Genomic DNA, 20,374 nt, shown 5'->3' on the forward strand with positions numbered 1-20,374 from the left:
GGAGTAGTCGGGGGACGTCCGAACGCGTGCCGTCCAGCTCGCTGATACCCTGGTATCCCGTGGACTGGTGGATCAACCGCCCCGGACCCGCCGACTGACGACCCCCGCTACGCGGCCTCTCGTCCGTTCGGCGCGGCCGCGCCACCAGCGTCATCCTCGACACGCGACCCACGGGAGCCCCCTCTTGGCACAGCCCCATTCCGGCAAGGCGACGAACAGCCGCGCCGTGACGACCAAGCACCTCTTCGTCACCGGGGGTGTCGCCTCTTCTCTCGGCAAGGGCCTCACCGCCTCCAGCCTCGGTGCCCTGCTCAAGGCCCGTGGCCTGCGCGTGACGATGCAGAAGCTCGACCCGTACCTGAACGTGGACCCGGGCACCATGAACCCGTTCCAGCACGGCGAGGTCTTCGTCACCGACGACGGCGCCGAGACCGACCTGGACGTCGGTCACTACGAGCGCTTCCTGGACACCAATCTGCACGGCTCGGCCAACGTCACCACCGGCCAGGTCTACTCCACGGTGATCGCCAAGGAGCGCCGCGGCGAGTACCTGGGCGACACCGTCCAGGTCATCCCGCACATCACCAACGAGATCAAGTCGCGGATCCGCCGGATGGCGACCGACGACGTCGACGTGGTGATCACCGAGGTCGGCGGCACGGTCGGCGACATCGAGTCGCTGCCGTTCCTGGAGGCCGTCCGCCAGGTGCGCCACGAGGTCGGCCGGGACAACGTCTTCTTCGTGCACGTCTCGCTGCTGCCCTACATCGGCCCCTCGGGCGAGCTGAAGACCAAGCCCACCCAGCACTCGGTGGCCGCGCTGCGCAGCATCGGCATCCAGCCGGACGCGATCGTGCTGCGCGCCGACCGTGAGGTCCCGCAGGCCATCAAGCGCAAGATCTCGCTGATGTGCGACGTGGACGAGGAGGCCGTGGTCGCGGCCATCGACGCCAAGTCGATCTACGACATCCCCAAGGTGCTGCACGGCGAGGGCCTGGACGCCTATGTGGTGCGCCGGCTCGACCTGCCGTTCCGCGACGTGGACTGGACCACCTGGGACGACCTGCTGCGCCGGGTGCACGAGCCCCAGCACATCGTCAAGGTCGCCCTGGTCGGCAAGTACATCGACCTGCCCGACGCCTACCTGTCGGTCACCGAGGCACTGCGCGCCGGCGGCTTCGCCAACAACGCGCGGGTCGAGATCAAGTGGGTCACCTCGGACGACTGCGAGACGCCCGAGGGTGCTCAGCAGCAGCTCGGCGACGTGGACGCGATCTGCATCCCGGGCGGCTTCGGCGACCGCGGGGTGACCGGCAAGGTCGCCGCGATCACCTTCGCCCGCGAGAACAAGGTGCCGCTGCTGGGCCTGTGCCTGGGCCTGCAGTGCGTGGTCATCGAGGCGGCCCGCAACCTGGCCGGTATGCCGGAGGCGAACTCCACCGAGTTCGAGCCGACCGCCAAGTACCCGGTGATCTCCACCATGGCCGAGCAGCTGGCCATCGTGGACGGCAAGGGTGACCTGGGCGGCACGATGCGCCTGGGCCTGTACCCGGCCAAGCTCGCCGAGGGCTCGATCGTCCGCGAGGTCTACGCGGGCGAGCAGTACGTCGAGGAGCGCCACCGCCACCGCTACGAGGTCAACAACGCCTACCGCGCGGATCTGGAGAAGACCGGCCTGCAGTTCTCCGGTCTGTCGCCCAAGGGTGACCTGGTGGAGTACGTCGAGTACCCGCGCGAGGTGCACCCCTACCTGGTGGCCACCCAGGCGCACCCGGAGCTGAAGTCGCGTCCGACCCGCCCGCACCCGCTCTTCGCGGGTCTGGTGGCGGCCGCCATCAAGATCAAGACCGGCGGCGGCGAGTAACCAGCGGTAGCAGACGGCGGTCGGGCGGATCCTCGCCCGGCCGCCGTCTGTCGTAGGTTGAGCTCTTCGGACCTAAGGGGAGTGCCATGACGGACGTCCAGCAGCAGATCAGCGACCAGGCCGAGGAGTGGCGGGTGCTCTCCTCGACGACCCCGTTCCAGGGCCGGGTGACCGGGGTGCGCACCGACGAGGTCGAGATGCCGGACGGCTCGGTGGCCCGCCGCGACTACCAGACCCACCCGGGCTCGGTCAGCGTGCTGGCGCTGGACGAGCAGCAGCGGGTGCTGCTGGTGCGCCAGTACCGCCACCCGGTGCGCCAGCGGCTCTGGGAGCTGCCGGCCGGACTGCTGGACGTACCCGGCGAGAACCCGCTGCACGCGGCCCAGCGCGAGCTCTACGAGGAGGCGCACTGCAAGGCGGGGGAGTGGAAGGTGCTGGTCGACTTCTACACCTCGCCCGGTGGGACCGACGAGGCACTGCGGCTCTTCCTGGCCACCGACCTGGCCGACTCCGAGGACGAGCGCTACGCGGCGCACGGCGAGGAGCTGGAGATCGAGGTGGCCCGGGTGCCGCTGGAGCTGCTGATCCGCCGGGTGCTGGCCGGCGAGCTGCACAACCCGACGCTGATCACCGGCACCCTGGCGCTGCACGCCGCGCTCACCGGCGCCGGCCTGGCCGCGCTGCGCCCGGCCGACTCGCCGTGGCCGGCCCGGCCCTTCACCGCCTGAGCCCGACCCGGCGTCCGCTCGCTGCTCCACCCGCACTGATCCAGCGGGGTGATTCGCCCGTTGGTACTACCGGAATGTCCACTCCGCAGGGTGCCTTCGTCGAACTACGCTTCGCAGACGGACCTGGGCACAGGTCGGTCTGCGAACGCTGAGCGACTTGGTCAGGAGTGGCGCACGTGGCGAGGAAGACGGCGACGATGGACGCACGGCCGGCCCCGGCCGGCCCACCGGACCGGCTCCCGCGTGGCCCGGAGCCGTTCACCGGCCGGCGCGGCGAACTCGCCGCGCTGCGCGCCCGCGCGGACCGGCCGGCCCCGGGCGGCGGCTGCCGGCTGCTGGTGATCGCCGGGCGGCCCGGCTCCGGGCGCACCGCGCTGGCGCTGCGCTTCGCCCGTTCGTATCCCGACTCCCGCGAGCCGCTGTTCGCCCGGCTCAGCGCCCCCGACGGCAGCGCCCTGGAGAGCGGCGCGGTGGCCCGCGTGCTGCTGGAGCAACTGGGCGCACAGCCGCCGCAGGGTGTGCTGCCCGACGACGGGGCGCCGGACCCGGCCTGCGAGCGGCTGCGCGCGGTGCTGACCGGCCGCGACACGCTGCTGGTGCTGGACGCCGTTCCGGACGCCGAGCGGCTCGCCGCGCTGCTCCCGGACGAGCCGCGCTGCCTGGTGCTCGCCGTCACCGAGGGCCCGCTGACCGGGCTGGCCGACCGCTGGGCGGTGGACCCGGTGATCCTCAGCGGCCTGGAGGAGTCCGCCGCCGTCGAACTGCTGACCGGCGTCGTCGGCGGGACCCGGGTCAGCTGCGACCCGGTCGGCGCGGCCGAACTGGTCGAGGCCTGCGCCGGTCGCCCAGCGCCGCTGCGGCTGATGGCCGGCTGGTTGCGCGAGCGGCCGAAGGCGGCCGTCCCGGACGCGGTGGCCGCGCTCAAGGCGGCCGGCGCCGAGGCGGACGCCGGCGACCCGCTGGCGGCGGCGCTGACCCTGCGCTACCGCGCGCTGCCGGTGGCGCAGGCCCGGCTGCTGCGGATGCTGACGCTGGCCCCCGGTCGGCGCGGCGATCTGCGTACCGCCTCCGCGCTGGTCGGCTGCCCGGCTCCCGAGGCGGCCGCCGCGCTGCACGCGCTGGCCGAGGGTGAGCTGCTGGAGGAGGACCTGCCGGCCGCTGACGGCACCCCGCGCTACCTGGTGCCGGGCCGGCTGTACGGCCGGCTGCTCGCGCTGCGCGAGGAGCTGGACCGCCCGGCCGAGGTGCAGCTGGCCCGCGCCCGGCTGCTGGAGCGGCTGGTGCGGCTGGTGGACTCGGCTCGCGCGCTGCTCGAGCCCGCCCGCACGGCGGGCGCCGATCCGCTGCCCGGGCCGCTGAGGCTGCGGACGGCCCAGCAGGCCCGGCAGTGGCTGCTGGGCGAGCGCGACCTGCTGCTGGGCGCCGTCGAGGACGCGATCGGCCTGGCCGACCTGGACGGTTCGGCGGGCCGGCTGGTCAGCGCCCTGCTGCGGACGCTGCCGCTGACCGGCGAGGCGGCGCCGGCCGACCTCTATCAGCTGCACGCGCTGGTGCTGCGGATGGCCGAGCGGCACGGTTCGCCGCGCCGGGCGGCCGCCGCGCTGCTCAACCTCGCCGACCTGCAGGCCGCCGCCGGGCACTGGGAGGCCGCCGCGCTGCGCTACCGGGCCGCGCTGGAGCACGCCAGGCAGCCGCGGGACGAGGAGGCCACCGCCCGGGCGCTGGAGGGTGCGGCCGAGTGCTACCGGGCGCTGGGCGACCCGGTGCGGGCCGCGGACTGGTTCGGCCGGGCGCTGGCGCTGCGCCAGGGCCTGGGCGAGAGCGCCGGGCAGGCCAGAGTGCTGGTCCGAACGGCCGAGGCGCACGCCGCCCAGTGCCGGTTCGCCGAGGCGGGGCGGGAGTACCGGGCGGCGCTGGCGCTGCTGCGCAGACTGGGCGACGAGCGCGGGATCAGGGCGGTGTCGGCGGCGCTGGCCGGCCTGGGGGAGTGAGATCTCCCGCGAGGCTTGTGAGCTATGGGAGATTTGCCCGTTCCGCGCTGTTTTGGCAGGAAGGCTCCGATGCAAGCCTACGAATCTGCCAATGAGTCCAGCCGATTTATTCAGTTTGGAAGGCTGACGGATCGCCTGGGCTTCATTACACTCGACCTTAGTCGCGCAGTGCAGCGTGCCCCGGCCCTGCCGGAGGCCTGTCCACGCGTGCACCCGCCGGTCTTCCCCCGGTTGGGACTCCCATGGCAAGAGGGACGTGTTTAACCGTGACCAAGGTCGGCATCCCCCGTGAGGTCAAGAACCACGAGTACCGCGTGGCCATCACGCCGGCCGGCGTGCATGAGCTGGTCCGCAACGGGCACGAGGTCTTCATCGAGGACAACGCCGGTGTCGGCTCCTCGATCCCCAACGAGGAGTACGTGGCCGCCGGTGCCACCATCCTCCCCACCGCCGACGAGGTGTGGGCCACCGCTGACCTGCTGCTGAAGGTCAAGGAGCCCATCGCGTCGGAGTACCACCGCCTGCGCAAGGGCCAGACGCTCTTCACCTACCTGCACCTGGCGGCCGACCGCGCCGGCACCGAGGCGCTGCTCGCCTCCGGCACCACCGCGATCGCCTACGAGACCGTGCAGCTGGCCAACAACGCGCTGCCGCTGCTCGCCCCGATGTCCGAGGTCGCGGGCCGACTGGCCCCGCAGGTCGGCTCGTACCACCTGATGCGCCCGGCCGGCGGCCGCGGCGTGCTGCCCGGCGGCGTGCCCGGCACCTACCCGGCCAAGTGCGTGGTCATCGGCGGCGGCGTCTCCGGCTGGCACGCGGCGACCATCGCGATCGGCATGGGCTACGAGGTGACCCTGCTGGACCGCGACATCAACAAGCTGCGCGAGGCCGACAAGATCTTCGGCACCAAGATCAAGGCGATCGTCTCCAACTCCTTCGAGCTGGAGAAGGCCGTCCTGGAGGCCGACCTGGTGATCGGCGCCGTGCTGATCCCGGGTGCCAAGGCCCCCAAGCTGGTCACCAACGAGCTGGTCTCCCGGATGAAGCCGGGCTCGGTGCTCGTCGACATCGCGATCGACCAGGGCGGCTGCTTCGAGGACTCCCGCGCGACCACGCACGACGAGCCGACCTTCAAGGTCCACAACTCGGTCTTCTACTGCGTGGCCAACATGCCGGGCGCCGTCCCGAACACGTCCACCTACGCGCTGACCAACGCGACGCTGCCGTACGTCGTCGAGCTGGCCAACCGGGGCTGGAAGGACGCGCTGCGCCGCGACGCCGCGCTCGCCAAGGGCCTGAACACCCACGAGGGTCAGATCACCTACGCCGCCGTCGCCGAGGCGTTCGACCTGCCGTCCATCTCGCTGGACAGCGTGCTGGCCTGACGCTCCGCCAGTCCTGCCACTAGCCCCTGACCGGTGAGCGCCGGTCAGGGGCTTCGGCGTGCGTCAATACCCTGTGGGTCGTGTCACCCGCCGTCCCCCGGCCGCTCTCCCGGGAAGGTGACCGGCCCGCGAAACGGCGCTGCCGGAGCACCGTCCAACCCTTGACAGAGCCCGGTCGGATACCCGACACATCCTGCCCACTACCGTGGATTGTGTTGCTGCGAACGCCCGGAACGGCCTAGAGTCGCAAATCGTCGGCATGGTGTCAGGCTGACGAATCGACATAATGCCCTGGATGCCCAAGGAGGTAAGACGACTTGTGAATGAGTCGACATTTGCTCCCGGGGGTGGTCAGCCAGGACTGGCAGAGCACGCCACCGGACAGCCGACCGACGACACCGGGGCCGCATACACCACCGTCGGCGCCACCGAGATCGGTACGGTCGCCGTTCGGACGTTCGAAGCCCGGCAGGCTGCGGCCGCCGGCTACGACTCCGACCTCTCGGCGCACGGTCTGGCCTACGGCGAGTTCGCCTACGGCTCCCACGACGACCCGGACGCCGAGTACGAACCAGACCCGGAGTACGCCGCGACCCTGGCCCCTGACGCAGCCCGTCAGCGACGAGAAAGAGTGGGCCCCACCGGCCGCCCGCTGCCCTACTTCCCGATCCCCGCGCCGCTGGCCGAGCACGGCCCGGCGCGCATCGTGGCGATGTGCAACCAGAAGGGCGGCGTGGGCAAGACCACGTCGACCATCAACCTGGGTGCCGCGCTGGCCGAGTACGGCCGCCGCGTGCTGCTGGTCGACTTCGACCCGCAGGGCGCGCTCTCGGTCGGTCTCGGGGTCAACCCGATGGAACTGGACGTCACCGTCTACAACCTGCTCATGGAGCGGGGCCTGACGGCCGACGAGGTGCTGCTGAAGACCGCCGTGCCGGGGATGGACCTGCTGCCCTCCAACATCGACCTGTCGGCCGCCGAGGTGCAGCTGGTCAGCGAGGTGGCCCGGGAGTCCGCGCTGGCGCGCGCCCTGAAGCCGCTGCTGCCCGACTACGACTTCGTCATCATCGACTGCCAGCCCTCGCTGGGCCTGCTGACGGTCAACGCCCTGACGGCGGCGCACAGCGTCATCGTCCCGCTGGAGTGCGAGTTCTTCGCGCTGCGCGGGGTGGCGCTGCTCACCGAGACGATCGAGAAGGTCTGCGAGCGGCTCAACCCCGAGCTGCGCCTGGACGGCATCCTGGCCACCATGTACGACTCCCGGACGGTGCACAGCCGCGAGGTGCTCGCACGGGTGGTCGAGGCCTTCGGTGAGCACGTCTTCCACACCGTCATCGGCCGCACGGTGCGGTTCCCGGAGACCACGGTGGCGGGCGAGCCGATCACCACGTACGCGACCAACTCGGTGGGCGCGGCCGCCTACCGTCAGCTCGCCAGGGAGGTGCTCGAGCGGTGCCGCCCCGTCGAGTGAGTCTCCCGGGGGCCGACGAACTGTTCCGCACCACCGGGGGGATGGCGCTGTCGCCCTCCCTCGGCCGCCCCTCCGGGGAAGCGGCGGACGGCGCGAAGCAGCCTGGCGCGCCCTCGGCTGACGCACCGCGGGTACCGGTGGACCGGGTGCAGGCCGGCCGGGTACCGGGCACCGCCACCCCGGCGACCGGCGTGCCGGGCCCCGCCACGGCGGCCGGCGGTGGCGCGGGGGCGTCGCACGGCCGTCCGGGGACCTCGGGGCGCCCGGCGGTGACGATCGCGCCGCAGTCGGGCGCTGCGGCCCCGTCCGGCGCCGAGGAGCAGCAGAGCGGCGACGGCGCCGTCCGGCGCCGCCCGCGCGGGCGCGCGCCCCGGCGTCCCAGCGGCCGCGAGCGGCACGACGAGAAGATCACCGTGTACGTCTCCGCCGAGGAGCTGATGGACCTGGAGCACGCCCGACTGGTCCTGCGAGGCGAGCACGGACTCGCGGTGGACCGCGGCCGGGTGGTCCGGGAGGCCATCGCGGTGGTGCTGGCCGACCTGGAGCAGCGCGGCGAGGCCAGCATCCTGGTACGGCGCCTGCGCGGCCGCTGAGTACTGCTCTGCGAGGATGGGCCGTTATGGCAGGCCCTCCAGACTCCGGCGAACCCGCCCACGCACCGCGCGGCGGGCGCTTCCAGGTGCGGTTGGAGAACTTCGAGGGCCCGTTCGACCTGCTGCTCGGCCTGATCGCCCGGCACAAGATGGACGTCACCGACGTCGCCATCGCCCGGGTCACCGACGAGTTCATGGAGTACATCCGGGCGATGGGCCCCGACTGGGACCTCGACGCCGCCACCGAGTTCCTGGTGGTGGCGGCCACCCTGCTGGACCTCAAGGCGGCCCGGCTGCTGCCGGCGGCCGAGGTCGAGGACGAGGAGGACCTGGCCCTGCTGGAGGCCCGCGACCTGCTCTTCGCCCGGCTGCTGCAGTACCGGGCGTACAAGCGGGCGGCGGCGGTCTTCGGCGAGCGCTGGGCGGCCGAGCTGCTGCGGGCGCCGCGGACGGTGGGCCTGGAGCCGCAGCACGCGGCGCTGCTGCCGGAGGTGGTGATCCACGTCGGGCCGCAGCGGTTCGCGCAGCTCGCGGCGCGGGCGATGACGCCCAAGCCGAAGCCGGTGGTGTACGTGGACCACATCCACGCGCCCGCGGTCAGCGTGCGGGAGCAGGCGGCGCTGGTCGTCGAGCTGCTCGCCGGGCTCGGCGAGGCCTCGTTCGCCGCGCTGGTGGCGGACGCCGAGGACAACCTGACGGTGGTGGCGCGCTTCCTGGCGCTGCTGGAGCTGTACCGGGAGCGGGTGCTCGCCTTCGAGCAGCCCGAGGCGCTCGGCGAGCTGCTGGTGCGCTGGGTGGCGCCGGCCGACCGGGTGCTGATCGAGGTGACCGACGAGTTCGACCGCCCGCCGGGCGAGCCGGAAGGAGCTGCTCGATGACTGCGACCGCTGGCGAGCCCCTGGGCGGGGGTGGGCGGCCGGGCCGCCGTCCGTTGAGCATGCCGGGACGGCCGCGGGCGGAGGAGTGGCTGGAGCCGGCCTACCCGGCCGACCCCGTTGAGGAGCTGCCTGAGCTGCCTGCGCTGACCGAGAAGTCGGGCGGGTCGACTTCTGCGTCCGACGACGCGGGTGAGGTGAGTCTCAAGGCCGGGCTGGAGGCCGTCCTGATGGTGGTCGACGAGCCCGCCGGGGAGGGTCGGCTGGCCGAGGTGGTCGGGCGGCCGCGCGCCGAGGTGGCCGCCGCGCTGCGCGAGCTGGCGGCGGAGTACACCGCTCAGGGGCGCGGATTCGAGCTGCGGCTGGTGGCCGGAGGGTGGCGGTTCTACAGTCGGGCGCAGTGCGCGGAGCTGGTCGAGCGCTTCGTCCTGGACGGCCAGCAGGCCCGGCTGACGCAGGCCGCGCTGGAGACGCTGGCGGTGGTCGCCTACCGTCAGCCGGTGTCCAGATCGCGGGTCTCCGCGGTACGCGGTGTGAACTGTGACGGCGTGATGCGTACCCTGGTACAGCGAGGACTGGTGGAAGAGACCGGATCCGAGCCCGAAACAGGTGCGATCCTGTATCGGACGACGAACTACTTCCTGGAACGGATGGGGCTGCGCGGCTTGGATGAGCTGCCGGAGCTCGCGCCCTTCCTGCCCGAGGTCGACGACGTGGAAGCGGAGTCCCTCGAAGGCACAGTGATCGCGGACGCGATGGCGGCCGCGGCGAACGCTCGGGAAGTGCAGTGAGGTCGGCCGGCACGACTAGCACTTCCCCGATGGAATCGACGTACGGACGTTTTTGATGCGTAGCAGTGGTAGTGGTAGCGGTAGCGGCAGGAACAGCAGCGGCGGCGGTGGCGGTGGCGGCTTCCGTGGTGGGCAGCGCGGGGGCGGCTCCTACGGCGGCGGCAGTGGCAGCGGTGGCGGCGGGAGCCGTGGCGGCAGTGGCAGTGGTGGCGGCGGCTCCTACGGCGGCGGTAGCCGTGGTGGCAGCGGCGGCGGCTCGTACGGCGGTGGCAGCGGTAGCGGTGGCGGCTCCAGCCGTGGTGGCAGTAGTGGCGGCTCCTACGGTGGCGGCTCCAGCAGCCGTGGCGGTAGTGGTGGCGGCTCGTACGGTGGCGGCTCCAGCAGCCGTGGCGGTAGCGGTGGCGGCTCCTACGGTGGCGGCCCGAGCCGTGGTGGCAGTGGCGGCGGCTCGTACGGCGGCGGTAGCAGCCGTGGCGGCGAGCGGCGTGACGACCGGCGCGATGACCGCCGGGACGACCGCCGGGACGACCGCAAGCAGTACCCGGACCGTCCGCTGCGCCCCGAGGAGCGCCGCTACGACCGTCCCGAGTTCGGCTCCGGCGGCTCCTACGGCGCGCGCAAGGCGCTGCCGCAGAGCCAGAGCCCTCGCACCAAGCCCCCGCGCAAGGAGGGCCAGGGCGCCCCGGGCGACCCGCGTCGTCAGCCGCAGCGCTCCCGTGAGCTGCAGGCCAAGATCGAGGACGCGGTGCTGGCCCGGCATGACAAGCCGGCCGTGAAGCTCCCGAAGACCTTCGGCGAGCCCGAGGGCGAGCGTCTGCAGAAGGTCCTCGCCCGGGCCGGCATGGGCAGCCGTCGCGCCTGCGAGGAGCTGATCCAGCAGGGCCGCGTGCAGGTCAACGGCCAGCTGGTGACCGAGCAGGGCAAGCGCGTGGACGCCCAGAACGACGAGATCAAGGTGGACGGCCTGACCGTCGCCACCCAGTCGTTCCTGTTCTTCGCGCTCAACAAGCCGGCCGGCGTCGTCTCCACCATGGAGGACCCGGACGGCCGCCAGTGCCTGGGCGACTACGTGACCAACCGGGAGACCCGGCTGTTCCACGTGGGCCGGCTCGACACCGAGACCGAGGGCATCATCCTGCTCACCAACCACGGTGAGCTGGCCCACCGCCTGACCCACCCCAAGTACGGCGTGACCAAGACGTACATGGCGTCGATCATCGGCCCGATCCCGCGCGACCTGGGCAAGACCCTGGCTGCGGGCATCGAGCTGGAGGACGGCTTCGCCCGCGCCGACAGCTTCAAGGTGCTGCAGAACGTCGGCCGGAACTACCTGGTCGAGGTCACCCTGCACGAGGGCCGCAAGCACATCGTGCGCCGGATGCTCGCCGAGGCGGGTTTCCCGGTGGAGAAGCTGGTCCGTACCCACTTCGGCCCGATCGCCCTCGGCGACCAGAAGTCGGGCTGGCTGCGCCGCCTGACCAACCCCGAGGTCGGCCAGCTGATGAACGAGGTCGGCCTGTAGCACGTCGACACCCGAGGGGCCGTGCACCGCTTCCGGTGCGCGGCCCCTCGGTGTTGTCCGCCGCCGATGCCCGGTCTGAGCCTGGTCTGACCAGGGCGGGTTGTCACGGGGATCGTCCGTGGCAGAAGATGGCCACAGGAACATCACTCGCCAATTGGCGTGAAACCGCCACACGGGGGAGGGGCGCCATGTTTGACGCTCTCAACGCGCTCGGTCTCTCCGAGCACGACGGTCAGATCTACGCCGCGCTGGTGGCCGCCCCGCAGTCGACGGCCGCCGACCTCGCCGCGCGCTGCGGGCTGACCTCCCAGCAGGGCGGCAAGTCGCTGAGCAGGCTCGCCCAGCAGGGCATGGCCACCCGGGCCCCGGTGGACCGCGACCGCTACCTCGCCGTCGCGCCCGATGTCGCCATCGGCACCCTGATCGGCCACCGCGAGGCCGAACTGCGCACCGCCCGCGCGGAGATGCACCGGCTGATGGACGCCTTCCGGGAGGCCTCGCGGTTCACCGACCCGGCCAGCTCGGTGGAGGTGCTCACCGGCGGTGAGGCGATCGCCCAGCGCATCGAGTACCTCCAGGACACCAGCCAGCAGCAGGTCAGGGGCTTCGACTGCCCGCCGTACGTGCAGGACGTCCAGGACCCGGACTCCTACCTCAGCCGGCTGCGCAGGCGGCTGCGCGAGGGCGTGCGGTTCCGCACGGTCTACGACCGGGAGGCGGTCGCCTGGCCGGGGCGGCTGGAGCACGAGATCCTGGTCGGCGCGCAGGACGGCGAGGAGGCCCGGGTCCGCAACACGCTGCCGATGAAGATGATCATTTCGGATGATCGGATGGCGATCATCCCGATCAGCGTCGGTGACAGCGTGCTGGACGCCGCGTACGTGATCCACCCGTCCGCGCTGCTGCAGGCGCTGGACGGGCTCTTCGAAGCCGAGTGGGACCGCGCGGTGCCGCTGCAGGTGGCGGTCGGCGCCGAACCCGCCCTCGGGGAGCCGGACGCCGACCACCGCAAGCTGCTCGGCCTGCTGGCGGCCGGCCTGACCGACGAGTCGATCGCCCGCTCGCTCGGCTGGAGCGCCCGGACCACCCAGCGCCGCCTGCAGGCCCTGATGCGCGAGCTCGGCGCCACCACCCGCTTCCAGGCCGGCATGTCGGCCCGCGAGCGCGGCTGGCTCTGAGCCGGGCCGCCCGCGGCAGCTCCGCCCGCGGTCAGCTCCAGGGCTTGAAGCCGGCCCAGTGGCCGTCCGGGCCGCGCTCCAGGATCAGCAGGCCCGCGACGGCGCTGCGGTTGAGCCGGCCGTAGATGTGCGGGAAGAGCACCTCCGGGCCGACACCGGGCGGGGGAGCGCCGTTCGGCGCCTCCCAGCGGACCATCGGCTCCACCGCCTCCTCCTCGATCAGCAGGGCCATCAGCGGGTCCGGCGCATTGGGGAAGAAGTGGTTGGCCACCGCCAGGGTGACCGCCTCGTCGGGCGAGCAGTGCAGGAAGCCGTCCGTCAGCAGCGAGGCTGCGCTGTACGGGCGGCCCGGGTCACGGAGCCAGTCGTCCAGGGGCGCGAGGTGCAGGATCATGTTCCTGTTGTACCCGACCGCGCCTCAGAGGCCGCTGACCTTGGCCGAGGCTGAGATCTCGTAGACCAGGGTGACGGTCCGCCGGCCGCCCGGGGGCAGCGACAGCTCCCAGCGCAGCACGCCCTCGGCGTCCAGCTCCGCGGGCGCCGGACGGCACTCCTCGCGGCGCAGCCGCACCTCCACCGCCGACACCTCCGAGACCGGGATCCGCTCGCGCAGGGTGATCTTCTGCTCGCCCTGCTCGTCGGGGGCCGAGAGCCGCGAGACGTGCACCCGTACGGTGCGGGTCAGCACGGTGCGCTGGCCGAGGCCGGCCAGGCCGGTGCTGCCGCGGACCTCGGCCGTCTCGCGCAGCACCCGGTAGCCGTCCGAACTGCCGAAGGCCAGCTCGGCCGGGGCGCCGGCGGCGGTGAAGCGCAACTCGCCGCGCCCGGTGAAGCCGCTGCCGCGCACCAGGTCCACCGGTCCGGCCAGCAGCGGGTGGTCGGCCGGGTTGCGGAACGCCACCACCTCGGTGACCAGCGGGGACAGCTCAGGGGCGGAGGCCAGCTCGGCGGCGGCCGGGACGCTGAAGGCGCCCAGCGGCACCCGGTGCCCGCGGCCGTCGCCCGGGACGCTCGCCGGGGCCGGGGCGCGCAGCACCCGGACCTCGCCGCCGTCGTCCACGCCCGGCAGTTCGGTGCCGGCCAGCGGTGGGCCCTGCGCGCCGCCCGCGCCGTCCGGGCCCAGGGTGCTGATCTCCTCCTCGCGCAGCTCGACGTCCAGGGTGCGGCGCTCGCCGCTGCTCAGCTCGCGCAGGGTCAGCACGTCCTCGTGCAGCCGGGGCGGCTCGGCGGCCAGCGCGGACCGGGCGGTGGAGAGGGTGAGCCGGACGTCCGTCCACTCCTCGCCGGTGCGCTGCCAGACCATCGCGTCCGACTCCAGCCGCAGGGTGGCGCCGGTGAAGGCGGCGCGGTAGGCCGGGCGCCAGAGCGCACACGGCGTCAGATGGCCGACCGTCAGCTCGGCGGTGGTCTGCCGGTCGGCGTGGACGGTCAGCTCGACGTAGGCGTTCAGCTCGGCCGGCTCGGACTCGGCGGCCGCCAGCGCGTCCCGCAGCTCCTTGGTGCGCTGCTCCAGCTCGGCGACCCTGGTCCGGGCGGCCCGCAGCCGCTCGCCGTACGACTCCTGCTCGGCCTCCACCCGCTGCAGCTCGTGGGACCAGCGGGCCGGCTCGGCCTCGCCGCGGCCGGTGCCCTCGGCGATCTCGCGCAGCAGCTCGGCGCCGAGCTGGTCCAGCAGCGCGAGCCGGGACGCCAGCCGCTGGATCGACTGGGCGGCCCGGCGCTGCTCCTCGCGCAGCTCGTCCAGGCGGTGGACGAGGGCGGAGTCCTCGGCGCCGGGCGGGCCGGGTGGGCGCGGTGTCCAGCTGCGGGTGAGGTGGGCGTCCAGGACGGTGGCGCCCGTCTCGTGCGCCTTGAGCTCGGTGCGCAGCGAGCGGTCGACGGCCAGGGCGGTGATCGGGCCGAGCCGCAGCCGCTGGAGGCCGGGGACCAGCCGGACGGTGGTGGTGCGTTCGATCAGGGCCCGGTCCTCCAGGCAGGTCACGGCGGTGACGGGCAGCGGGAGGACGGGCACGGCAGCCGTGGTGGTCTCGGGGGTCATGGGTCAGTTCCTTCGGTTGCCGCCGGTCAGGGCCTTGCCGGCCGGGATCCGGATCTCGTAGCCGCCTTCGAGTTCGGCCCGGCCGCCCGCGGGCAGCTCGACCCGCCAGAGCCGGGTGCCGGCCGGATGCGCCTCGCCGGCCTCGGTGCCGGCCTCGGTCGGGGCCGCCCAGCCGGGGGTGCCGGCGCGCTCCTCGATCCGGATGTCCTTGTCGCCCGCCACCGGGATCCGCTCGCGGACCTCCACGGTGACCGGGTGGCCCAGCCGGTTGGCCAGTCCGACGTGCACCCGCTGCTCGATCACCGTGGTGCCGCCGCGCAGGCCGGCGGTGGACTCCTGGACCTCGGTGCGCCGGGTGGCCCGCACGCTCTCCGTGACGCCCAGGCCCACCCGGCGGGTGGCGCCCGGGGCGAGCGTCCGCAGCGCCGTGGTGAGCAGGAACTCGCCGTCCACGGTGACCTCCAGCGGACCGGCCAGCAGGGCCTGGTCGGAGTCGTTGGAGAGCAGCAGGGTGGCGTGCACGGCGGGGTCGACGGACGGCACGCAGACGTACTCGGTGTGCAGCGACAGCGGGATCTCGCCGATGGTGACGGTGTGCCAGCTGCCGTCGGAGGGCAGGTCGGCGCGGGCGGCGGCGTCGTAGCGGTGGTCGAAGGAGCCGGCCGAGTGACGCGGGAGGACGGCGTGCGCGGGGAGCGCGAGGGGGGCGGCGGGGGCGGGGGTGGCGCCCGGGACGGCGTGCGGGGCGAGGTGCAGGCGGCCGCGCCGGGCGGCGGGTTCGGCCGGGCCGGCCAGGGTGAGGGCGGCGTAGTCGAGCAGGGCCGCCGCGGGGACGGACAGCGCGTCGGCGGGTGGTGGGGGTGCGGACTTGCGCAGGACGTCAGGGGCAGCCGAGGAGCGCATGGCGTGCATGGCGTGCATGGCGTGCATGGCGTGCATCGCCCGCGGAGCGGCGGCCGGCGGGGCGGGCGGGCCGCCCGGGGCCGCGGCTCCGTAGGCGATCAGCGGAGCCGCGGCGACGGCCACCGGCACGGGAGCGGGAGCGGGCACGGGAGCGGGGGCCGGGGCCGGGAGAGCGGCGGCCCGGTCGTAGCCGGCGAAGAGCTCGCCGAGCCCGGCCGGCGGCTCGCGCCAGCCGGACGGCGGTGGGGCCGGCTGGCTGCGGCCGATCCGGATCGAGCGCAGCCGCGGCAGCTCCGTCGAGCGCTGCAGGTCGGCGGTGGAGAACGCGAGCCGGACGTCCGTCCAGTCCTCGCCGGTGTGCTGGGCCACCTCGGCGCGCAGCAGCAGGGTGCCGCCGGGGGCATCCTGGCGGTGGCTCAGCCGGTAGGCGGGCACCCAGACCGCGCCGGGGACCAGGTACTCCAGTTCGACCACCAGCTCGCCGGCCGCAGCCGGGGTGCCCGGGGTGACGGGGGTGCCTTGGGTGCCAGGGGTGCCAGGGCTGCTCGGCGTCAGGGTGAGCAGGGCGACGGCCGAGGTCTCGACCGGGGTCGCGGGCTCGGCGCTGGAGGCGCGCGCCAGCTGGTCGTCCAGCACGCTCAGCTCGTGCTCGGCCTGCCGCAGCTGCTCGCGCACCCGCTCGGCCCGGGCGTGCAGGGCGGTCAGCCGCTCGTCGACGAAGTCGGCCAGCGCGAGGAAGGCGTCGGCGGGAGCGCGGCGGTGCGGGTCCTCCGGGGCCCGGTCCGGGGCCACCGCGCGCAGGTCGGCGGTCTGCGCGATCCGGGTGTCCAGCAGCCCGCGCTGCTCGTTCAGCGCGTCGAGCCGCTCGGCGAGTTCGGTGCGGCGGTGGCGCAGCTCGGGCAGTTCCTGCGGCCCGCGCAGCCGGGCCTCGACCGCGGGCCGGACCTCGGTGACCCGCCAGCCCGGCGGTCCGTCCAGCACGGTGGCGCGCAGCGACTGGCCGTCCAGGGTGCGCGGGAGGCCGGTCAGGCGCAGCCGGACCGGGCCGTCGGCGGTGGGGAGGAGGCCGTGCGCGCGGCGGCGGCAGACCGCCCCGGCGGCGTGCACCACCACGGAGTCCAGCCTGCTCGGCCAGGGGATCGCCTGGTCCGGCGCCTCGCCCGGCGCCTCTCCCGGCGCCTGCTCAGGTACCTGTTCTGTCACCGCGACCGCCCCTTCGCCCTGTGCGCCGTTCGGTCGCCCAGTCTGCCCGCCGGCCGGGCGGCTGTCGCCGGTTTTGCCCGGCGCGCCGCGCCGGCGCGGGGGACCGGACGGCTGGCGGGTGCCTGCGGAGCGCGTGCCGGACGGGCCCCGGACGAGAGCCGCTCGGCGTGGGAGGGCCGCCCGGCGTGCCCGGCGCGGCGGCCGTGCGCGAGGATGGGGCGACGCCCGCTCATTCATCCCGCCTCCCGTTCAGCCCAGCATCCCAGCATTCCAGGATCCCAGGAGACGAACCCGTCATGCGCACTGTCGCCGTCGTCGGCACCGGACTGATCGGCACCTCCGCCGCGCTCGCGCTCGCCGGACGAGGGCTGACCGTCTATCTGGAGGACGCCGACCCGGACGCCGCCCGGACCGCGGCCTCGCTCGGCGCCGGTACGACCGAGGCGCCGCCCGGCCCGGTCGACCTGGTGATCGTGGCCGTCCCCCCGGCGCTGGTCGGCAAGGTGCTCGCCGACTGCCAGCGGCGCGGTCTGGCGCACTGCTACACCGACGTGGCGAGCGTGAAGTCCGGTCCGCGCACCGATATCACCGCGCTCGGCTGCGACACCGTGCACTACATCGGCAGCCACCCGATGGCGGGCCGCGAGCAGTCCGGTCCGCTGGCCGCCCGCGCCGACCTCTTCGAGGGCCGACCCTGGGTGCTCACCCCGACCGCCGACACCGACACCGCGACGCTCAACGCCGCCCTGGAGCTGGTCGCGCTCTGCGGCGGAATGCCGGTGGTGATGGACGCCGCCGCGCACGACCGCGCGGTGGCGCTGGTCTCGCACGCGCCGCAGCTCTTCTCCTCGCTGGTGGCCGCCCGGCTGGAGCACGCCGACGAGACGGCCGTCCGGCTCTCCGGCCAGGGTGTGCGCGACGTCACCCGGATCGCCGCCTCCGACCCGCGGATGTGGCTGGACATCCTGGCCGCCAATGCCGGTGTGGTCGCCGACATCCTGGAGGAGCTGGCCGGCGACCTCGGCAGCACGGTCGCCGCGCTGCGCTCGCTGGAGAGCGGCGACGAGGAGGCCCGCCAGGCGGGCAGCGCCGGTATCGAGTCGGTGATACGGCGCGGAAACCACGGCCAGGCCCGGATCCCCGGCAAGCACGGTGCCCCGCCCACCCGCTACGAGACGGTGATCGTGGCCATCGGCGACCAGCCCGGCGAGCTGGGTCGGCTGTTCAGCGAGGTCGCGCAGATAGGGATCAACATCGAGGACGTCTCGATCGACCACTCCACCGGCCAGCGGGTCGGCCTGGTGCAGCTGTCGGTGGCGCCGCCGACCGCCAGGACGCTGGTGAAGGCGCTGCGGGAGCGCGGCTGGAGCGTGCGGGACTGAGACCGATCAGGGTGCGGGAGCCTTGAGGGAGCCTTGAGGGAACCGGGGAGCGACCGACCGGGAGGAGAGGCGGTGCCGGTCGTCTAACCTTGAGGTAACTCCCCGGTGTCAAGAAGAGAGGTTCCCCGTGGACACAGCCGACCGAGCGAACGCCCCGGTCGTCGTCGCCATCGACGGACCCTCCGGCTCCGGCAAGTCGACCGTCTCCCGCGCGGTGGCGGCCCGGCTGGGCCTCAGCTTCCTGGACACCGGTGCCATGTACCGGGCGATGACCTGGTGGATGCTGGCCAACGACGTCGATGTGGACGACGCCGACGCGGTCGCGATCGCTTGCGGCAAGCCGGTGATCGTCTCCGGTACGGACGCGGACGGCCCGACCATCACGGTCGACGGCCAGGACGTCTCCGGACCGATCCGCGGCCCCGAGGTGACCGCCAAGGTCAGCGCGGTGTCGGCGGTCCCGCAGGTGCGGGTCCGGCTGGTCGAGCTGCAGCGCGGTTGCGCGGCGGTGGCGCAGCGCGGGATCGTCGCGGAGGGCCGGGACATGGGCACGGTGGTCTTCCCGGAGGCCACCGCCAAGATCTTCCTGACCGCCTCCGAGGCCGCCCGCGCCGAGCGCCGGGCGGCCGAGCTGCGGGCCAAGGGAGTCGACGAGAGCACCATCGCGGCGATGGCGGCGGACCTGGTCCGCCGCGACGCCGCCGACTCCTCCCGGGTGACGGCGCCGCTGGCCCAGGCGGCGGACGCCGTCCTGGTGGACACCAGCGACCTGACGCTCGACCAGGTCATCGACACCATCGCGGAGTTGGTGGAGGAGCGGGCCGGCCGGCTGACCGCCGCCTAGCCCAGCTGTTTTTTCGAGTACTGGATTGACCTTTCGCGCTGCCCGTTTCGACGGGCAGGTACGCACGGTGCGCCCCCAGCGGGCGGGCCGGGAAACGGAACAGAAGAAGATGAGCAACGAAACCACCGGCACGGCCGAGTCCGCCTCGGCCGAGCACGGCGCGCTGGACGCGTCCGAGTACGCCGAGTTCATGGCCCTCGCCGCCGAGGAGGGCTTCGACCCCGAGGACCTCGACGGCGACCTCAACGCCCAGCACGTGCCGCTGCCGGTGCTGGCCGTCGTCGGCCGGCCCAATGTCGGCAAGTCGACCCTGGTCAACCGCATCATCGGCCGCCGCGAGGCCGTCGTCGAGGACAAGCCCGGCGTCACCCGCGACCGCGTGCAGTACGAAGCGACCTGGAACGGCCGGCGCTTCAAGCTGGTCGACACCGGCGGCTGGGAGATCGACGTCCTCGGCCTGGACGCGATGGTGGCCGCGCAGGCCGAGCTCGGCATCGAGAGCGCGGACGCGGTGCTCTTCGTCGTCGACGCCACGGTCGGCGCCACCGACGCCGACGAGGCGCTGATCAAGATCATCCGTCGGGCCGGCAAGCCCGTGGTGCTCTGCGCCAACAAGGTGGACGGCCAGTCCACCGAGGCCGAGGCCGCCTACCTCTGGTCGCTGGGCCTCGGCGAGCCCTACCCCGTCTCCGCGCTGCACGGCCGCGGCTCCGGCGACCTGCTGGACGCCGTGATGGCCGCGCTGCCCGAGGCGCCGCCGCAGACCTTCGGCGTGGCTCAGGGCGGCCCGCGCCGCGTCGCGCTGATCGGCCGTCCGAACGTCGGCAAGTCCAGCCTGCTCAACAAGGTCGCCGGTGAGGACCGGGTGGTCGTCAACGAGCTGGCCGGCACGACCCGCGACCCGGTCGACGAGCTGATCGAACTCGGCGGCAAGACCTGGAAGTTCATCGACACCGCGGGCATCCGGCGGCGCGTCCACCTGACCGCGGGCGCCGACTTCTACGCCTCGCTGCGCACCTCCGCGGCGTTGGAGAAGGCCGAGGTCGCGGTCGTCCTGATCGACTGCAGCGAGCCGCTCGCCGAGCAGGACACCCGGATCATCTCGATGGCGGTCGAGGCCGGGCGCGCGGTCGTCGTCGCGTACAACAAGTGGGACCAGATGGACGAGGAGCGCCGCTACTACCTGGAGCGCGAGATCGAGCAGGATCTCGTCCAGGTGAAGTGGGCGCCGCGGGTCAACGTCTCCGCGCTGACCGGCCGGCACATGGAGCGGCTGGTGCCGGCCATCGAGACCGCGCTGGAGGGCTGGGAGACCCGGATCTCGACCGCCAAGCTGAACGCCTTCCTGGGCGAGCTGGTCGCGGCCCACCCGCACCCGATCCGTGGCGGCAAGCAGCCGCGCATCCTCTTCGGGACGCAGGCGGGGGTCAAGCCGCCGCGGTTCGTGCTCTTCGCCTCTGGCTTCCTGGAGGCCGGCTACCGGCGGTTCGTCGAGCGCCGGCTGCGTGAGGAGTTCGGCTTCGTGGGGACGCCGATCTCGATCTCGGTGCGGGTGCGCGAGAAGCGTCGCCGCAAGTAGGAGCAGCTGCCGCTTCTGGCAGCTCAG

The 20,374-nt window shown here is 73.5% G+C and carries 15 protein-coding genes and 1 pseudogene; 13 read left to right on the forward strand and 3 right to left on the reverse strand.

Going from position 1 to position 20,374, the window contains the following annotated elements:
- Positions 1-184: 184 nt before the first annotated feature.
- The 10 genes and pseudogenes from P3T34_RS29030 to P3T34_RS29075 all read left to right on the forward strand — a co-directional run bounded on the left by P3T34_RS29030 (position 185) and on the right by P3T34_RS29075 (position 12,398).
- Positions 185-1,864, forward strand: a complete 1,680-nt coding sequence (locus tag P3T34_RS29030; protein WP_280668979.1) for a CTP synthase — start codon at positions 185-187, stop codon at positions 1,862-1,864.
- An 86-nt stretch (positions 1,865-1,950) separates the two neighbouring features.
- A complete protein-coding gene (locus P3T34_RS29035) occupies positions 1,951-2,592 on the forward strand; it encodes an NUDIX hydrolase (RefSeq protein WP_280668980.1) in 642 nt (213 codons plus the stop codon).
- A 176-nt stretch (positions 2,593-2,768) separates the two neighbouring features.
- Positions 2,769-4,583, forward strand: coding sequence for an AAA family ATPase (locus P3T34_RS29040; protein ID WP_280668981.1), 1,815 nt, complete (start codon positions 2,769-2,771; stop codon positions 4,581-4,583).
- A 242-nt stretch (positions 4,584-4,825) separates the two neighbouring features.
- Positions 4,826-5,968: an alanine dehydrogenase gene (gene ald / locus P3T34_RS29045; RefSeq protein WP_280668983.1), complete on the forward strand. Its 1,143-nt coding sequence runs from the start codon at positions 4,826-4,828 to the stop codon at positions 5,966-5,968.
- A gap of 319 nt (positions 5,969-6,287) precedes the next feature.
- Positions 6,288-7,439, forward strand: coding sequence for a ParA family protein (locus tag P3T34_RS29050; protein WP_280668984.1), 1,152 nt, complete (start codon positions 6,288-6,290; stop codon positions 7,437-7,439).
- On the forward strand, positions 7,436-8,032 hold the full coding sequence (locus P3T34_RS29055) for a hypothetical protein (protein ID WP_280668985.1): 597 nt from the start codon (positions 7,436-7,438) through the stop codon (positions 8,030-8,032). Before P3T34_RS29050 ends, P3T34_RS29055 begins: the two co-directional genes overlap by 4 nt.
- A gap of 74 nt (positions 8,033-8,106) precedes the next feature.
- A pseudogene (locus P3T34_RS29060) lies at positions 8,107-8,910 on the forward strand (segregation/condensation protein A); the annotation flags it as partial.
- The gene (scpB, locus tag P3T34_RS29065) at positions 8,907-9,698 is read left to right on the forward strand and encodes an SMC-Scp complex subunit ScpB (RefSeq protein ID WP_280668986.1); all 792 of its coding nucleotides are present in this window, start codon (positions 8,907-8,909) and stop codon (positions 9,696-9,698) included. The pseudogene P3T34_RS29060 and the gene scpB, both read left to right, overlap by 4 nt.
- Positions 9,699-9,753: 55 nt before the next feature.
- Positions 9,754-11,220, forward strand: coding sequence for a pseudouridine synthase (locus P3T34_RS29070; protein ID WP_280668987.1), 1,467 nt, complete (start codon positions 9,754-9,756; stop codon positions 11,218-11,220).
- A 188-nt stretch (positions 11,221-11,408) separates the two neighbouring features.
- Positions 11,409-12,398 carry a helix-turn-helix domain-containing protein gene (locus P3T34_RS29075; RefSeq protein ID WP_280668988.1) on the forward strand — a complete coding sequence of 330 codons (990 nt, stop codon included), beginning with the start codon at positions 11,409-11,411 and terminating at the stop codon, positions 12,396-12,398.
- Between the two features lie 31 nt (positions 12,399-12,429).
- Here the strand turns inward: P3T34_RS29075 and P3T34_RS29080 are convergent, their stop codons facing one another.
- From P3T34_RS29080 to P3T34_RS29090, 3 genes are read right to left on the reverse strand one after another with little or no spacing between them, the layout of a single operon-like run.
- Complete coding sequence (locus tag P3T34_RS29080; protein ID WP_280668989.1) at positions 12,430-12,792, reverse strand: DUF952 domain-containing protein; 363 nt, start codon at positions 12,790-12,792, stop codon at positions 12,430-12,432.
- 24 nt (positions 12,793-12,816) lie between these two features.
- Entirely contained in the window at positions 12,817-14,436 is a 1,620-nt protein-coding gene (locus tag P3T34_RS29085; RefSeq protein ID WP_280668990.1) for a mucoidy inhibitor MuiA family protein, read from the reverse strand.
- Positions 14,437-14,439: 3 nt separating this feature from the next.
- On the reverse strand, positions 14,440-16,542 hold the full coding sequence (locus P3T34_RS29090; RefSeq protein WP_348534706.1) for a DUF4139 domain-containing protein: 2,103 nt from the start codon (positions 16,540-16,542) through the stop codon (positions 14,440-14,442).
- A 296-nt stretch (positions 16,543-16,838) separates the two neighbouring features.
- Between P3T34_RS29090 and P3T34_RS29095 the strand changes: the two genes are divergently transcribed.
- The 3 genes from P3T34_RS29095 (at position 16,839) to der (ending at position 20,347) form a co-directional block, all read left to right on the forward strand.
- On the forward strand, positions 16,839-17,924 hold the full coding sequence (locus tag P3T34_RS29095) for a prephenate dehydrogenase (protein WP_280668991.1): 1,086 nt from the start codon (positions 16,839-16,841) through the stop codon (positions 17,922-17,924).
- A 127-nt stretch (positions 17,925-18,051) separates the two neighbouring features.
- A complete protein-coding gene (cmk, locus tag P3T34_RS29100) occupies positions 18,052-18,768 on the forward strand; it encodes a (d)CMP kinase (protein WP_280668992.1) in 717 nt (238 codons plus the stop codon).
- A gap of 109 nt (positions 18,769-18,877) precedes the next feature.
- A complete protein-coding gene (gene der, locus P3T34_RS29105; protein ID WP_280668993.1) occupies positions 18,878-20,347 on the forward strand; it encodes a ribosome biogenesis GTPase Der in 1,470 nt (489 codons plus the stop codon).
- Positions 20,348-20,374 lie beyond the last annotated feature (27 nt).

Origin of the sequence: Kitasatospora sp. MAP12-44, from assembly GCF_029892095.1 — a bacterium.
GTDB lineage: Bacteria > Actinomycetota > Actinomycetes > Streptomycetales > Streptomycetaceae > Kitasatospora.

Excerpts from the sequence above, each read along its gene's own strand:
- P3T34_RS29035 (WP_280668980.1), top strand. The coding sequence starts at position 1,951 with ATGACGGACGTCCAGCAGCAGATCAGCGACCAGGCCGAGGAGTGGCGG.
- P3T34_RS29075 (WP_280668988.1), top strand. The coding sequence starts at position 11,409 with ATGTTTGACGCTCTCAACGCGCTCGGTCTCTCCGAGCACGACGGTCAG.
- der (WP_280668993.1), top strand. The coding sequence starts at position 18,878 with ATGAGCAACGAAACCACCGGCACGGCCGAGTCCGCCTCGGCCGAGCAC.
- P3T34_RS29095 (WP_280668991.1), top strand. The coding sequence starts at position 16,839 with ATGCGCACTGTCGCCGTCGTCGGCACCGGACTGATCGGCACCTCCGCC.
- scpB (WP_280668986.1), top strand. The coding sequence starts at position 8,907 with ATGACTGCGACCGCTGGCGAGCCCCTGGGCGGGGGTGGGCGGCCGGGC.
- P3T34_RS29085 (WP_280668990.1), bottom strand. The coding sequence starts at position 14,436 with ATGACCCCCGAGACCACCACGGCTGCCGTGCCCGTCCTCCCGCTGCCC.
- ald (WP_280668983.1), top strand. The coding sequence starts at position 4,826 with ATGGCAAGAGGGACGTGTTTAACCGTGACCAAGGTCGGCATCCCCCGT.
- P3T34_RS29080 (WP_280668989.1), bottom strand. The coding sequence starts at position 12,792 with ATGATCCTGCACCTCGCGCCCCTGGACGACTGGCTCCGTGACCCGGGC.
- P3T34_RS29070 (WP_280668987.1), top strand. The coding sequence starts at position 9,754 with ATGCGTAGCAGTGGTAGTGGTAGCGGTAGCGGCAGGAACAGCAGCGGC.